The sequence below is a fragment of the Collinsella sp. TM06-3 genome (genome assembly GCF_003436395.1).
GTDB lineage: Bacteria > Actinomycetota > Coriobacteriia > Coriobacteriales > Coriobacteriaceae > Collinsella.
In genome coordinates this window covers 141,876-156,884 of the sequence record NZ_QSPG01000003.1, presented here as the reverse complement: position 1 = coordinate 156,884, position 15,009 = coordinate 141,876, and the positions used below count along the sequence as shown (strand labels likewise).

Here is a 15,009-nt window from a genome sequence, read left to right as displayed (position 1 = left end):
GAATGTGGGAGGTGTTCGGATAAAGTCGATAATCAAGGGCGTCCTCGTATCAAGGCTAGAAATGTTTTAAAAGTACTTGCATTATATTATTGAGAATCTATACTGATAAATGAAGTACATCACCAGTCGCGTTTGAGAGGAGAACATCATGGCTGAGGAGAAGAAGACGTATAAGTTCGTGTGCGTCGTTTGCGGTTACGAGGTTGAGGTCGATACGCCCGAGCTGCCCGAGGATTATGTGTGCCCGGTGTGCGGCGTCGGTCCCGATCAGTTTGAGCTCGTCGAGGAGTAGCTCGCAGACACACGGCGAAAGCCGAACATAGCTCTGTCCAAGGGCCTCGGTCGAATTCTCGGCCGGGGCCCTTTTCCTCCGCCCCCAAGGGATCACGGTTGCTGTTGGCCGATCCTGTCTGTTGTGAGTCCGGCCGACCTTTTGTCTTAACCCGCCACATCTAACGGTGGAAATTGGGCCCACTTGTTACATATCGAGACAAACCAAAACCGTCCGGCAGAAGATCTCAATCTGTAACATCTAGACATCGAAAGCGGGTCTAGATGTTGCAGATCGAGACGTTTGCCTGAGTAGGTGCCCCGCCCCATTACATCCCTGTCAACAACACGACATCGAGAATCGTCACGATGGCACCGATCCCTACGAGCAGCGCGTTGAGCGGGCGCGAATTGGCATATTTGCCCATGACGCGGCGTGAGCTGGTGAGCCGTATGAGCACAAAGACCGTAATCGGCAGCTGAAGCGACAGCAGCGCCTGACTCCAGATGAGACCTTCAAAAGGATTTGGAACGACCAGGCACGCCGCCACTGCTCCGGCGAAACAGGCCGCCACCCCGACCGAGGAATGTCGGTCGTGGATGTCGTATTCCTCGTCGAACATGCCCGCGGTGATGGTGCCCGCCGCCATGCCCGCCGTCACACTACTCGAGAGGCCCGCAAACAGCAGCGCTACCGCAAAGATGGTCGAGCTCGCCGGGCCCAAGATGGGGGAGAGCGTGGCCGCTGCGACGGCGAGGTCGTCTACGACCATGCCGTGCGCAAAGAAGGTCGTTGCGGCCAGGATGACCATGGCCGAGTTGATTGCCCAGCCCACGCCCATCGAAAAGAGCGTGTCGAAGAGCTCGTAGCGCAGACGCTCTTCGATAACCTGCTCGCCTTGGCCTTCGAAGTGCATGGATTGGATGACCTCGGAGTGCAGAAAAAGGTTGTGTGGCATAACGACCGCACCCAGAACGCTCACGATAATCGCGGCAGAGCCAGTGGGCATACTGGGCGTGATCCAGCTTGCGGCGGCTTGCGGCCAGTCGACCTTGACTAGTGCAAGCTCGGCCAAAAACGAGAGTCCTACCACGCCTACGAAGGCGATGATCCAGCGTTCGGCTCGCTTGTAGGAGTTCGTCATGAGCATCGCCATCGATACTGCCGCCACGATGACGCAGCCCGCACGCACGGGCAGCCCAAAGAGCATTTGAAGGGCAATCGCGCCGCCCAGGACTTCGGCCATGGCGGTGGCGATAGTCGCGAGATAGGCGCTGCCGAGCACCGCGCGTCCCACGATGCGGGGGAGAAAGCGGGTCGTGGCCTCGGCAAGGCAGGCGCCCGTGGCGATGCCCAAGTGCGCCGCGTTGTGCTGCAGCACGATGAGCATAATCGTGGACAGCGTGACGATCCACAGCAGCGCGTAGCCAAACTGCGAGCCCGCGGCCATATTGGAGGCCCAGTTGCCCGGGTCGATAAAGCCGACGGTCACGAGCAGCCCGGGGCCGATATGCCGCGCAATGTCTAGGCCTCCGTGACCACCGGTGCGTCGGGAGCCAAAGTGTTGTTTGAGATGGTTGAGCATGGTGCGCTCCTGCGTATGGGCGGCGTGACGTCGCATCTGGGTCGTGCGGCGCCACGCGTCGGATTTGGGTTGGGGCTACTTGTGCGCTTTGCCCTGATTGGCCACGGCGTCGATCTTGGCGGCGATGGTCGCCGGGTCGCCGATGTAGCGCTTGTCGAGGACATTGAAATCGGTATCGAAGGTGTAGACGAGCGGCACGCCGGTGGGGATGTTGACCTTGAGGATCTCCTCGGGCGTGAGGTGCTCGAGCTTCATGACGAGTGAGCGCAGGGAGTTGCCGTGTGCGGCGATGAGTACGCGCTTGCCGGCGAGCATCTGGGGGCGAATCTCGTCTTCGAAATAGGGCCAGGCGCGGGCGATCGTGTCCTTGAGGCATTCGGTATAGGGCAGCTGATCGGGCGCGACATCACGGTATTGCTCCTGGGTGTGGGGATCGCGCGCGTCGTTCGGCTCGAGTGCCGGCGGGCAGATATCGAAGGAGCGGCGCCAGATGAGCACCTGCTCGTCGCCGTGCTCCGCCGCGGCATCGGCCTTGTTGAGACCCTGCAACGCTCCGTAGTGGCGCTCGTTGAGCTTCCAGGATTTGATGACGGGCAGCCACTCGCGATCCATTTGGCCGAGCACGATGTTGAGGGTGTGGATCGCGCGCTTGAGGCGCGAAGTGTAGCAGACGTCAAAGTCGAAACCGGCTTCTTTGAGGGCTCGACCGCCTGCTGCGGCTTCTTCGCGGCCCGTGTCGGTGAGCTCAACATCGGTCCAGCCGGTGAACAGGTTGAGCTTGTTCCACTCGGACTCTCCGTGACGGATGAGGACGAGTTGCATCGTCTGCTGGTCTGCTTGGTGCGCCATAGGGGCCTCCTTGATCTGGCACGGTGTGCGTGCCGTTTGCTTGACGCCGCAAAGGATACCCGTTTTAGGCTTAAAAGTTAACCGAGACTAACAAAATTGTTGTATTTGAATGGGATGGTGAAGGGGGGCTGCCGAAATGTCTCGATCTGTAACAACTAGGGATGGAAATTGGGCCTAGGTGTTACAGATCAAGACAGGAAGAAATGGTCCTATGGAAAATCTCGATCTGTAACAGCTGACCGCCAAAACCGGCCCTTCATGTTACAGATTGAGATGTTTGAAGTGGTGAGCTAACAGGCCGAACTTGGGGCCTATGTTGTCGCCCTTGAGGTCGGCGGTGTCCACTCGTAGGGCGTGCGTTACGCGATTGTTTCGAAACGGGTGGGAAACACAACGGGCCGACGATGCTCCTACTATGCCTATTCAACTGACTGTCTAAATATCTAGGGGAGGATCGCGATGCAGGCAGATTCCGCTCAGCAGCAGGGCCTTTATCGCCCCGAATTCGACCACGATGCATGTGGCATCGGCGCGCTTGCCGATATCAACGGTGAGCGCCATCACCAGATTCTGGACGACGCACTGTCCATTCTGGTCAACTTGGAGCACCGCGGCGGCACGGGACTCGAGAAGAATACCGGCGATGGCGCTGGCATCCTGTTCCAGGTTCCGCATCACTTTTTCCGTAAAGAGGCTCAAAAGTGCGGTCAGATTCTGCCGGCAGAGGGCGACTATGGCGTGGCCATGCTGTTCTTCCCGCAGGACGACAAGGGCGTAGAGGATGCCCGCCGCGTGTTTGAGGAGGGCTGTGCCGAGGCCGGCGTGCCGCTGCTCTTTTGGCGCGAGGTGCCCGTCGACCCGCACGACCTGGGCGAGACGGCCCGCGCCTGCATGCCCACTATCCTGCAGGCCTTCCTGGGCCGTCCGGACGACACGCCCGCCGGCGATGCCTTTGAGCGTCGCCTGTACGTGTGCCGCCGCACCATCGAAAAGAAGGCCGATGCCGAGTTTGCCCTGCGAGACAAGATCTTCTACGTGTGCTCCATGAGCTCGCGCACCATCGTGTACAAGGGCATGCTGGTCGCCACGCAGATGCGCCGCTTCTTCATCGACCTCAACGACGCCGCCGTCAAAACGGCCGTGGCGCTCGTCCACTCGCGCTACTCCACCAACACCACGCCCAGCTGGGAGCGTGCGCACCCCAACCGCTTTATCATCCATAACGGCGAGATCAACACCCTCAAGGGCAACGTCAACTGGATTCGCGCCCGCGAACCCAACCTGTACAGCCCCGTGCTGCAGCACGATCTTGAGCGCGTGATGCCCATCATCAACCGCGAGGGTTCCGACTCCGCGATTCTGGACAACGTGCTCGAATTCTTGGTCATGAACGGTCGCCCGCTCACGCGTGCCGCGTCCATGTTGCTGCCCGAGCCGTGGGACCACAACGATAGCCTGAGTGAGGAGCGCCGCGCCTACGACGCTTACCAGTCCATGCTCATGGAGCCCTGGGACGGCCCGGCGGCCATCGCCTTTACCGACGGTCGCACGCTGGGCGCCGCCCTCGACCGCAACGGCTTGCGCCCCGCCCGCTACTACGTGACGCGCGATGGCCGCTTTATGCTGGCAAGCGAGGTGGGCACCATCGAGGTGAGCCCCGAGAACATCCTGACGAGCGGCTGCCTGGGACCGGGCCAGATGCTCGAGGTCGATTTTGCCCGCGGCCGCGTGATCTACAACGACGAGCTGCGCGCCCGCTATGCCAAGGAGAAGCCCTACCGCGACTGGATTGCCGAGGAGACACTGACCGTCGACGCGCTCGATGAGCCCGCCGCGCCCGCGCCCGCCGAGGATGCCGAGGTGCCCGCCGCCGTGCGCATGGCCAAGCTCGGCTATCACTGGGATGATGTTGACGAGGTCGTGCGCCCCATGGCCCAGCAGGGCAAGGCCCCGCTCGCCTCGATGGGTATCGATGCGCCGTTGGCCTGCCTGTCCAAGAAGACGCGTTCGTTCTTTGACTACTTCTATCAGCTGTTCGCTCAGGTCACGAATCCTCCGATCGATGCCCTGCGCGAGCACATGGTGACTTCGACCACGCTCTACCTGGGCAACCACGGCAACCTGCTCGAGGATTCCCGCACGGCCTGTCAGCTGGTGCGCTTGGAGCGCCCATTGCTCAACGAGGAAGAGCTCGAGCATATCTGTGCCATCGACCGTGTTGGCTTTAAGACCCGTCGTTTCCGTGCCGTCTACCGCCGCGATGCCGGCGAGGGCGCGCTGCAGGCTGCGCTCAAACAGCTTGCCGAGGACGTTGAGGCTGCGGTCCGCGACGGCGTGAACATTGTGGTGTTGAGCGATCGTGCCGCTGCGGGCGAGGTGCCCGTGCCGTCGCTGCTCGCCGTGGGCTGTGTGCACAACCACCTGATTCGCGCTGGCGTGCGTACCTTTGCCGACATCGTGGTGGAGTGCGGCGACGCCGTGTCCCCGCACGACTTTGCGGCACTGGTGGGCTACTCCGCGAGCGGCATCTATCCGTACAACGCACATGCGTGCATCCGCGATCTGGCGGCACGCGGCGACCTGGACGTGACGGCCGAGCAGGGCATCGCCAACTACAACAAGGCTGCGACCGCCGGTATCGTCTCCATCATGTCCAAGATGGGCATCTCCACGGTGCAGAGCTACCATTCGGCGCAGATCTTCGAGGCCGTGGGCTTTACGCCGGAGTTCGTCAACGCGTACTTCGCCGGCACGGTGAGCCGTGTGGGCGGTATGGGTGTCGAGGACGTTGAGTGCGAGCAAAACGAGCGCTACGACGCCGCGCTCGCTATCCTTAAGAGCCCGGCTCCCGATCAGCTGCCCACACTGGGTCTGACCAAGTGGCGCCCGCTCGGCGGCGAGGATCACCTCATCGATCCGCAGACTGTCTACTTGCTGCAGACCGCCTGCCGTGAGGACAGCTACGACACCTTTAAGGAGTACAGCGCCCGCCTGCACCGCACCGGCCGCGCCGTGCGCCTGCGCGACCTGCTGGACTTTGATGCCAGCGGTCGCACTCCGGTGGCACTCGACGAGGTCGAACCCGCACTCAACATCGTCCGCCGCTTTAACACCGGCGCCATGTCGTATGGCTCCATCAGCAAAGAGGCGCACGAGTGCATGGCCATCGCCATGAACCGCCTGCACGGCCGTTCCAACTCCGGCGAGGGCGGTGAGGACCCGCGTCGCGAGACCCCGCTGGCTAACGGTGATTCCAAGAACTCCGCGATCAAGCAGGTGGCAAGTGCGCGCTTTGGCGTGACGAGCCGCTACCTGTGCAGCGCCTTCGAGATTCAGATCAAGATGGCCCAGGGCGCCAAGCCCGGCGAGGGTGGCCACCTGCCCGGCAAGAAGGTCTACCCCTGGATTGCCGAGGTCCGTCAGTCTACGCCCGGCATCGGCCTGATCTCGCCTCCGCCGCATCACGACATCTACTCCATCGAAGACCTGGCCGAGCTCATCTTTGACCTTAAGAACGCCAACCCTGGCGCACGCGTGTCGGTCAAGCTGGTCAGCGAGGCCGGCGTCGGCACCATCGCAACCGGTGTGGCCAAGGGCGCTGCCGACAAGATCTTGATCAGCGGCCACAATGGCGGCTCGGGTGCCGCTGCTCGCGATTCGATCTGGCACGCCGGTCTGCCGCTGGAGCTTGGCCTTGCCGAGGCCCAGCAGACGCTGCTGCAAAACGGCCTGCGCTCGCGCGTGGTGCTCGAGGCCGACGGCAAGCTCATGGACGGCACCGATGTTGCCGTCGCCTGCCTGCTGGGCGCCGAGGAGTTTGGCTTTGCGACCATGCCGCTCATCTCGATGGGCTGCCTCATGCAGCGCGACTGCCAGCAGGATACCTGCCCCGCCGGCATCGCCACGCAAAACTGCCGCCTGCGTCGCGGCTTCCGCGGCAAGCCCGAACACGTCGAGCACTTTATGCTCTTTGTTGCCGAGCAACTGCGCGAGGTCATGGCGAGCCTGGGCTTCCGCACCGTCGACGAGATGGTCGGCCATCCCGAGTGCTTGCGCCAGATTGAGGTCCCGGGCAACCGTAAGGCCAACCTGCTCGATCTGTCGCCCGTGCTGGCGAGCGCGACCTGCGAGTTCGGTGCCCATATCCCGGGTGCCGACGGTCGTCACTTCCTGCCGCAGATGGCCGCGGACAGCGAGCTCGACAAGACGCTCGACTCCACGCTGTTCGTGCCCTATACGGCCGATGCCCGTGCGCACCTGCGTCCGATTCGCTTCCGCGCCGATATCGCCAACGTCAACCGTTGCGTGGGCACCATCCTGGGCAACGCGGTGACCAAGGCACATCCCGAGGGCTTGCCCGCCGGCTCCATCACCGTCGATTGCGATGGTTCGGCCGGTCAGAGCTTTGGCGCGTTCCTGCCGCGCGGCATTACGCTCAACGTGTGCGGCGACGCCAACGACTACTTTGGAAAGGGCCTTTCGGGCGGCGAGGTGTCGGTGCGCCCCAACCCGCATGCGACCTACAAGTTCGACGAGAACATCATCGTGGGCAACGTTGCGTTCTTTGGCGCCACGAGCGGCCGCGGCTTCATTAACGGTCTGGCAGGCCAGCGCTTTGGCGTGCGCAACTCCGGTGCCACCGTGGTGGTCGAGGGCTGCGGCAACCATGGCTGCGAGTACATGACGGGCGGTCTGGCGCTCATCTTGGGCGAGGTCGGGCAGAACTTCGCCGCCGGTATGACGGGTGGCGTGGCCTATGTCTTTGACCAGTACGGCACGCTCAGTGCCCGCGTGAACCACGAGAGCGTGGAGCTCAAGGCCCCGACGGCCGGCGAGCTGGCACAGATTCGCGAGCTCATCCAGGAGCACGTGGACGCGACGCAGAGCCCGCGCGGCATCAAGCTGCTCTACAGCTTTGAGACGATGAGCAAGCACTTCGTGAAGGTCATTCCGACCGAGTACGAGCGTGTGCTGGCGATTGTCGCCGCCGCCGAGGCCGTCGGCAAGACGCATGCGCAGGCAGAGGAGCTGGCGTTTGACATCGTGACCGGTCGCGCGAGCGCTGCGGATCTCGCTCGCTTCGATGCTGCGGGCGGTGCTGCGGGCGCTGCGTCCGTGGCTGCCAGCCCTGTTGCTTCGACCAAGAAGGAGGCGTAAGTGCCATGGGTAAGCCCGGTGCTTTTCTTGATATCGATCGCGTGACCCACGAGCTGCGTCCCGTGGAGGAGCGCAGTCATGATTTTGATCCCCTGTATGTGGAGCTCGATGACGACGCACGTCGCGCCCAGGCGAGCCGCTGCATGATGTGCGGCGTGGCGTTTTGCCAGATGGGCGCGAGCTTTGGCAAGGCACGTCCGAGCGGCTGCCCGCTGCACAACTTGATTCCCGAGTGGAACGAGCTGGTGTACCGCGGCCGCTGGGACGAGGCTGCCGAGCGTCTGTCGCTCACCTCGCCCATGCCCGAGTTCACGAGTCGTGTGTGCCCGGCGCTGTGCGAGGCCGCGTGCAACCTGGGTTCGGTCGATGGCCAGCCCACGACGATCCATGACAACGAACGTGCGATCAGCGACCACGAATGGGCAAATGGCGGTCCGCGTCGCTTTGAGCCGGCGGGGGAGGACGCGCCCTCGGTCGCCGTGGTTGGTTCTGGCCCGGCTGGCCTGGTGGCTGCGTGGGAGCTCGCGCGTCGCGGTGCCCGCGTGACGGTGTTTGAGCGTGACGACCGCCCGGGCGGCCTGCTCATGTACGGCATTCCCAACATGAAGCTCGAGAAGTCCGTGGTCGAGCGTCGCGTGGCGCTCATGCGCGAGCTGGGTATCGTCTTTGAGCTGAGCGCCGATGTGACGGACCCTGCGGTGGCAGCCAAGCTCAATGGCTTTGACGCCGTTGTGGTGGCTGCTGGTGCTCGTGCGCCCCGCGGTCTTTCGGCTACGAATGTGGATGCCCCGGGCGTGGTGTATGCCGTGGATTACCTGACGGCTTCGACTGTGTCGGTACTCGACGGCGGCGAGCCCGCTATTGACGCGCGCGGCCTGGACGTTGTGGTCATTGGCGGTGGCGATACGGGCAACGACTGCGTGGGTACCGCCGTACGTCAGGGCGCGCGCAGCGTGCGTCAGTTTGAGTTCTTGCCGGCGGCGCCCGATAAGCGTACGGCGAGCAACCCCTGGCCGCAGTGGCCCAATGTGAAGAAGACCGACTATGGCCAGCAAGAGGCCATTGCCGCCATGGGTGGCGAGATGCGCGCCTGGGGTGTGGATACCCTCGAGGTGTTGCTGGACAAGAAGGGCGCGGCCGCGGGTCTGCGCGTAGTCGATCTAGATTGGTCGGCCGGCAAGCCCGAACGCATTGCGGGCTCCGAGCACGAGGTGCCGGCGCAGCTGGTGCTCATCGCCTGTGGCTTTACGGGTCCCGAGCATGGCGTGTTCGATGTGGTGAGCGTGCCTGTTGCCACCGCTGGTCGTCCGCTGCCGGTGATGGCTGCCGAGGGCTCGCACCTCGCGGCCCGCGTGGATGGCGTTGCTGCGGATGCCGCGCCGGTGTATGTGGCCGGCGACGCCCGCAACGGCAGCTCGCTCGTGGTGAGTGCCATGGCCGATGCCCTCGCCTGCGCTGCCGAGGTTGCCGAGGCACTGGAACTGTAAAGTAGTCACGGAGATATTCAACAATCGAATCGGCAAGGGCTGTCCCTAACTGCCGGCACAAAAGGAACGTCCCTAAGTGCCGACAGTTAGGGACGTTCCTTTTGTGCCGGCATTCGGGGACACTCCTTGCGGATTTGCGAGCAGTTTGCTCGTTTGTCGACGTGCGGGTGTTCATTTGTCGACTTCTTGGGCTGTGGTCACCTGTTGTTTCTGTGGTGGCTGCGGGCATCTGGCTCAAAAGGGCGGGTTGGCCGTCTATGTTTGCCTGCGGTTTTGTTGCGGTGCGCATTTTCGGTCAAGCTTTTCGTCAAGTGTTTGGTCAGCATCTGGTTTGCAGCCGGAGGCCTATTTTGCCCGCGCTGGTCGTGGCTGCCCACCCTCCTCGTAAGCTCAAATTGAGGTCCATCAGTTTGAGGAGGATGCCATGACTGACCACGCTTTTGACCGAGCAGAGCTTGCTGAAGCCGTCGGCAACGATATTGCCGACATGGCTCACTTTTGGATGCTGCGGAAGTTTCAATTCCTGGAGCCGGCACGCGAACAGTTCGAGGTCATTGTCGACCCGTGGCTCAGCTATTGCGAGGGGCCTTCTCAAAACGAAATCATGGCCTACAACATGGCGTTTACCGATTGGCTGCTGTTTGAGCGCCCCTATCGCCATGGCAAAACGCTGCTCGAGCTATATGTTGACGAGCCGCCGGCATCGCTTTCGCCTGCCTCGCTCAAGCGGCTCGAGCAGGTACGCGACACGCAGTATTTCTCGCGCTTTGGCATTTTGGACAAGAATCCTGCGTCCGGCATGGTCGTGCTGAAGGACACGCGCACCGATCATCGCTTTGATGTCTACGACCCGCATATCGTGCAGAAGGAGCATTGGAACGACGGCGCGATTGCGGTGCGCCTCGCCTGCGTCGACGATGTCTGGCTTACGGCGGGGCAGCTCTACCTGTATGACATCGCGCGCCTGAACGACACGGCGGTCGACGGACCGGGTGCGGTGCATCCCGAGGATCTGCAGGACGGCTTTGACACCTCGTGCATCAGCTTCTTCTTGCGTCTGGTCCGCGACATCATGGGCGCCCAGGGGCGGTACGTAAAGTCCCTCAACATCTACGAACAGGAATGGGGGTAGAGGATGGGCGGTTGTCGCCTGCCTTGCCTTCTGCCCTTTTGTCTCGATCTGTAACGTTTGGGGACAAAAACCAGTCTATCTGTTACAGATCGAGACGAATGCTTGGGCGCCGCTGGTTTGTCTAAATCTGTAACGTTTAGGGGCCTGGAGAACGTCTTACTGGTACAGATCGAGACGTTTGGCACCTGGCTGGGGGGGGATGTCTCAATCTGTAACATCTACAGTCCAAAAATCGGTCTTCCTGTTACAGGTCGAAACGTTTGTCGGCGGAGGCAACGGTGACGATGGTCCATTTGTCCGATGTGGTGGTGATGGAAGTGTCTAATACCGTTTTCAAGCACAAGCATACGACTCGCAACACGTTGGCGCGGAATAGGATGCTCGCGCGACTCACGGAGGCGACCGAGCAAGGTGCGCTGCTCGCAACGCATGACAATGCCGAGCTCATGTGGCTGCGGCGTCATGTTGGAACCGACGATATCGCGGAACCCGAGCCGTATTTGTTCTGCTTTCAACGTGATTGGGGTGTGCTGACGCCGGCGGAGCGAACGCTGCGTACCATCAAAGGGCTTGCAGAGTTTCATCCCGATTGGGCGTTTTGGGGCTATGACGCGGCGCTTTTGTGGGGTCTGGAGGTGCCGAATGATCTGCTTGGGTCGCGTTTTCTTGTTAAGACGGGTTGTTCGGTGGCGTTGAGCGGCGGGTGCAGGTTGTTGCGTCCGCAGATGGCGGGCGCACTCGAGCATGTTGATGGCGTGCGGGTGACGTCGTTTTGGCGCACGGTGGAGGATTGCCTACTGCGTGCGCCGTTCTCCTACGGGTTGGCGATTGCCGATTCTGCACTGCGGGCGAAAGGCGTATCACGTGGGGATTTGTGCGAGCGCCTCCGCGCCGATTGCGAGGGCAGGCGAGGGTATCGCAGGGCACAGGTGATTGCGTCGTATGCGGACGGGCTGTTTGAAAACGGCGGCGAGTCTCGGTTCCGAGCATTCTTTATTGCGTACGGCTTTCCGGTTCCGGAGCTGCAGGTGGAGTTTCGCGACCCGCTCGATCCGAGCCAGGTGTTTCGCGTCGACTATTTTTGGCGGCTCGAGGACGGGACGTGTGTCATCGGCGAGCTCGACGGAAAGGGGAAGTACACCTTGCAGAGCGGCGAGGGTCGGGAGTCGGTTGACCCATTCGTGGCAGAGCGTCAGCGGGAATCTCATCTGACAATGCTCGGGCATAAGGTGCTTCGGTTTACGTTTAACGAACTCAAGAACCCGGGGAACCTGGCTGAAAAGATGAGACTGGCGGGAATTCCACAGCGGGCCGATCTGGCTGAGGAATGGAAGCGTCAGTGGTATGGGTGCTAAGGGGTGCAACTGACGCGAATGTGGTTGTTCCTGCCGAGTTTGTCTCGATCTGTAACAACAAGGGGCCGTTTGGCCTCGTAGCTGTTACAGATCGAGACAGAAGGTTGGCTGCCGCTAAAAGATCTCAATCTGTAACATCTAGAGGCCGAAAACCTGTCTAACTGTTACAGATTTAGACGTTTGACGACAGGGCTGGAGAATATCTTAATCTGTAACATCTAACGGCCAAAAACCGCTCTAACTGTTACAGATCGAGACAAAGGTTGGACGCGGTGCCGAAAGATCTCGATCTGTAACATCTGGCTGCTAAAACCCGGTCTACCTGTTACAGATCTAGACATTTCCCGGATGTCGCTGGGATGGGACTGCAATGCATTCCGTTCTCCGTGTCTCATCCTTTCTCCGTTAACCGATATGTCCGCAGCAACCCTGCCGCACTGGGTGATAATGGACAAATGTTCAAGTTAATCGTGAGGGAGGAGCTCGATATGGCATCTGCCGATCGTTCCACGTTGTTTATCAATGCGACCATTCTGGACGGTTCGGAGCATATGGAGCCGCAACCCGATATGGCCGTGACTGTTGAGCGCGGCGTCATCACCTGGATGGGGCCGAGTGCTGTGGCGCAGGCGCCCGCGGGTGCCGAGGTCATCGATCTGGCAGGGGCGTATCTCATGCCCGGTCTCATCAATATGCACGCGCACCTGTGCGGCTCGGGCAAGCCTGTCTCGGCCGGCGATGCGGGAGCGCTGATGAAGAAGCTCGATAATCCCGTGGGGCGTGCCATCGTCCGCCGCATCCTCAAGGGCAGTGCCCAGCAGCAGCTGGCAAGCGGCGTGACCACGGTGCGCGGCGCGGGCGACCCGCTGTTTGCCGACATTGCCGTGCGCGACGCTATCGACGCCGGCAAGTATCAGGGTCCGCGCCTGGTAGCGCCGGGAACGGGCGCCACGGTGCCGGGTGGCCATGGCGCGGGCTTGTTCGCCCAGGTGGCCAACAGCCCCGTCGAGGTAGCCGAGCAGGTGCGAGACCTGTATGCGCGCGGCGCCGACGTCATTAAGCTGTTCGTAACGGGCGGTGTGTTCGATGCGACCGAGGTGGGCGAGCCGGGCGTGCTGCGTATGCCGGTGGAGGTTGCCGCGGCGGCGTGCAAGGCGGCGCACGAGGTGGGCCTGCCGGTTATGGCTCATGTCGAGAGCACCGAGGGCGTGAAGGCCGCGCTTGAGGCCGGGGTCGACACGATCGAGCACGGTGCCCCGATGACGCCCGAGATCCTGGAGCTGTACCGTGGCGCCGCGGGCACGCAGCTCGAGGGACGTGCGCCCAGCGTTACCTGCACGATCAGCCCGGCGCTGCCGTTTGTGTTGCTCGATCCGGGGAAGACCCATTCGACTGACACGCAAAAGAAGAACGGCGACATCGTGTGCTCGGGCATTATCGAGAGTGCTCGTGCGGCGCTGGAAGCTGGCGTTAAGGTGGGCCTTGGCACAGATTCGAGCTGCCCGTTCGTGACGCAGTACGACATGTGGCGTGAGGTTGCCTATTTTGCCAAGTATGTCGGTGTGAGCAACGCCTTCGCGCTGCATACGGCTACGCAAGTCAACGCCGAGCTGCTGGGGCTGGGCGGCGAGACCGGTGCGATCGAGTGCGGCAAGGCCGCCGATATCCTGGTGACGCGCAAGAATCCGCTCGATGACCTGTGCGCTCTGCGTGAGCCGATACATGTGATGTGTCGCGGTGATCTGGTACGCAAGCTCAAGGTAAAGCGTATTCCCGAGGTGGACGCCGAGCTCGACGCGATTATGGCCATGCCGGCCGAGGCGCTGGCCGAGGAGCTCGCCCGCGACGGTGTGGCATAGGTGTGACAAAGGTGTAGCTCCGTTGCCGCATGTAAAAAGCCGAGGTCTCAACACGAGGCCTCGGCTTTTTTATCGAACAAATACTTAAGATTTGGGACAAACAAACCTGATTAATTTGTCCCGCGTGCGGGCGCTAGGAGCGGGTTTCCATCTTAGCGTGGCACTTGGGGCAGGTGACGCGGATCTTGCCCTTGCCCTTGGGGACGGAGAGCATCTGGCCGCAGTTGGGGCACTTGAGGTATGCCGTGGTCTTGCGACCCTTCCACATCTTCTTGGCCGTGCGCTTGGCGCGCTCAAAGTCTTCCTTGCTCGTTCCAGCCGCGCGCGAGGTGCCGGCCGCCGCAGCGCCGCCGCCCAAGCTGGCGACAAACTTGCCCAAGCCGGGGACGTTCGCGGTCGCGGTGACAAAGGCAGCGTTTTCCTTGCGACGCGCATCGATGTTTTTGGACAGGCCGCGCAGCACGCCAATCACGATCACGGCGATGGCGATCCAGCTGAGCCACTGGATGCGGGCTATCGATCCGATCATCGCGATGACGATGCCGGCAAAACCCATCACGATGGTGAGTTCATCGGCACCATTGCGACCCTTCATAAAGTCATTCATGCAAATTGCCTTTCGTTCGATATGCTGCTCGCCTTTATACCCGATTTAGAGCAAGGGGGACAGGTTAATCTGCACCAAGGTGGTGCAAACGTACCTATCCCCGATACACCAAGATGGTGCAAAGCAGTCTGTCCCCAATGCCCCAATTACTTGGAGAGCTTGTCGACGACGCGTTCGATCTCGGCGAGCTTGGCGGCTTTGAGGTCTTCGTCGCCCGATTCGATTGCCGAAGTCACGCAGCCCTCGATATGCGCCTTGAGCACATCGGCGTTAATGCGCGCGATGAGTGCCTGCGTGGCCATGAGCTGCGTGGAGATGTCGACGCAATAACGGTCCTCCTCGACCATCCGCAAGATGCCGTCGATCTGACCGCGTGCCGTCTTGAGCATGCGGGTCACCGATTTATGGTCTGCCATCATGGCGGGTCCTCGTTTCTGATCGATAGGGGCGGATGCTACCGACGGCGCTAGGCTGCGGTCACCGAAAGGGCATGGAACTTCTCGCCCGCGGCCTCGACGGCGGCAGCGAGCTGCTCGGCGGTCACGGTGTCGGCGCACTCCACCTGGACGGTCTGGGTCTCGTGATCGGCGTCGGCATCGGTCACGCCGGCCACGTTGAGCAGCGCGGTCCCGACGGTGGCGTCGCAGTGGCCGCACATGAGGCCGGAAGTCTTGATTGTGTAACGCATGGGTATTCCTCTCTGTTGC

Annotated in this window: 11 protein-coding genes; 6 read left to right on the top strand and 5 right to left on the bottom strand. The window is 61.7% G+C overall.

From position 1 onward, the window contains the following. Positions 1 to 148: 148 nt before the first annotated feature. Complete coding sequence (locus tag DXD56_RS02425; RefSeq protein WP_055251878.1) at positions 149 to 292, top strand: rubredoxin-like domain-containing protein; 144 nt, start codon at positions 149 to 151, stop codon at positions 290 to 292. 307 nt (positions 293 to 599) lie between these two features. Here the strand turns inward: DXD56_RS02425 and DXD56_RS02420 are convergent, their stop codons facing one another. Both DXD56_RS02420 and gpmA read right to left on the bottom strand, forming a co-directional pair. Then, complete coding sequence (locus tag DXD56_RS02420) at positions 600 to 1,856, bottom strand: Nramp family divalent metal transporter (RefSeq protein ID WP_117639824.1); 1,257 nt, start codon at positions 1,854 to 1,856, stop codon at positions 600 to 602. Between the two features lie 75 nt (positions 1,857 to 1,931). Next, complete coding sequence (gene gpmA / locus DXD56_RS02415) at positions 1,932 to 2,678, bottom strand: 2,3-diphosphoglycerate-dependent phosphoglycerate mutase (protein ID WP_192934503.1); 747 nt, start codon at positions 2,676 to 2,678, stop codon at positions 1,932 to 1,934. A gap of 486 nt (positions 2,679 to 3,164) precedes the next feature. On the opposite strand from gpmA, the gene gltB reads away from it, so the two are divergent. The 5 genes from gltB (at position 3,165) to DXD56_RS02390 (ending at position 13,695) form a co-directional block, all read left to right on the top strand. Then, complete coding sequence (gltB, locus tag DXD56_RS02410) at positions 3,165 to 7,862, top strand: glutamate synthase large subunit (protein ID WP_117639822.1); 4,698 nt, start codon at positions 3,165 to 3,167, stop codon at positions 7,860 to 7,862. 5 nt (positions 7,863 to 7,867) lie between these two features. Beyond that, positions 7,868 to 9,349: a glutamate synthase subunit beta gene (locus DXD56_RS02405; protein WP_117639820.1), complete on the top strand. Its 1,482-nt coding sequence runs from the start codon at positions 7,868 to 7,870 to the stop codon at positions 9,347 to 9,349. Positions 9,350 to 9,773: 424 nt separating this feature from the next. Beyond that, positions 9,774 to 10,481, top strand: coding sequence for a hypothetical protein (locus DXD56_RS02400; RefSeq protein WP_117639818.1), 708 nt, complete (start codon positions 9,774 to 9,776; stop codon positions 10,479 to 10,481). Positions 10,482 to 10,759: 278 nt separating this feature from the next. Then, positions 10,760 to 11,836 carry a hypothetical protein gene (locus DXD56_RS02395; protein ID WP_147325171.1) on the top strand — a complete coding sequence of 359 codons (1,077 nt, stop codon included), beginning with the start codon at positions 10,760 to 10,762 and terminating at the stop codon, positions 11,834 to 11,836. A gap of 488 nt (positions 11,837 to 12,324) precedes the next feature. Further along, a complete protein-coding gene (locus DXD56_RS02390; RefSeq protein WP_233524907.1) occupies positions 12,325 to 13,695 on the top strand; it encodes an amidohydrolase family protein in 1,371 nt (456 codons plus the stop codon). A 133-nt stretch (positions 13,696 to 13,828) separates the two neighbouring features. On the opposite strand, the gene DXD56_RS02385 is transcribed toward DXD56_RS02390, so the two are convergent. From DXD56_RS02385 to DXD56_RS02375, 3 genes are all read right to left on the bottom strand, one after another. Next, positions 13,829 to 14,302 carry a hypothetical protein gene (locus DXD56_RS02385; RefSeq protein ID WP_117639812.1) on the bottom strand — a complete coding sequence of 158 codons (474 nt, stop codon included), beginning with the start codon at positions 14,300 to 14,302 and terminating at the stop codon, positions 13,829 to 13,831. Between the two features lie 146 nt (positions 14,303 to 14,448). After that, entirely contained in the window at positions 14,449 to 14,721 is a 273-nt protein-coding gene (locus DXD56_RS02380) for a metal-sensing transcriptional repressor (protein WP_006235337.1), read from the bottom strand. A gap of 47 nt (positions 14,722 to 14,768) precedes the next feature. Continuing rightward, positions 14,769 to 14,990: a heavy-metal-associated domain-containing protein gene (locus DXD56_RS02375; RefSeq protein WP_117639810.1), complete on the bottom strand. Its 222-nt coding sequence runs from the start codon at positions 14,988 to 14,990 to the stop codon at positions 14,769 to 14,771. Between the last annotated feature and the right edge of the window lie 19 nt (positions 14,991 to 15,009).

Excerpts from the sequence above, each read along its gene's own strand:
- DXD56_RS02380 (WP_006235337.1), bottom strand. The coding sequence starts at position 14,721 with ATGATGGCAGACCATAAATCGGTGACCCGCATGCTCAAGACGGCACGC.
- DXD56_RS02400 (WP_117639818.1), top strand. The coding sequence starts at position 9,774 with ATGACTGACCACGCTTTTGACCGAGCAGAGCTTGCTGAAGCCGTCGGC.
- gpmA (WP_192934503.1), bottom strand. The coding sequence starts at position 2,678 with ATGCAACTCGTCCTCATCCGTCACGGAGAGTCCGAGTGGAACAAGCTC.
- DXD56_RS02425 (WP_055251878.1), top strand. The coding sequence starts at position 149 with ATGGCTGAGGAGAAGAAGACGTATAAGTTCGTGTGCGTCGTTTGCGGT.
- DXD56_RS02420 (WP_117639824.1), bottom strand. The coding sequence starts at position 1,856 with ATGCTCAACCATCTCAAACAACACTTTGGCTCCCGACGCACCGGTGGT.
- DXD56_RS02390 (WP_233524907.1), top strand. The coding sequence starts at position 12,325 with ATGGCATCTGCCGATCGTTCCACGTTGTTTATCAATGCGACCATTCTG.
- gltB (WP_117639822.1), top strand. The coding sequence starts at position 3,165 with ATGCAGGCAGATTCCGCTCAGCAGCAGGGCCTTTATCGCCCCGAATTC.
- DXD56_RS02405 (WP_117639820.1), top strand. The coding sequence starts at position 7,868 with ATGGGTAAGCCCGGTGCTTTTCTTGATATCGATCGCGTGACCCACGAG.
- DXD56_RS02375 (WP_117639810.1), bottom strand. The coding sequence starts at position 14,990 with ATGCGTTACACAATCAAGACTTCCGGCCTCATGTGCGGCCACTGCGAC.
- DXD56_RS02385 (WP_117639812.1), bottom strand. The coding sequence starts at position 14,302 with ATGAATGACTTTATGAAGGGTCGCAATGGTGCCGATGAACTCACCATC.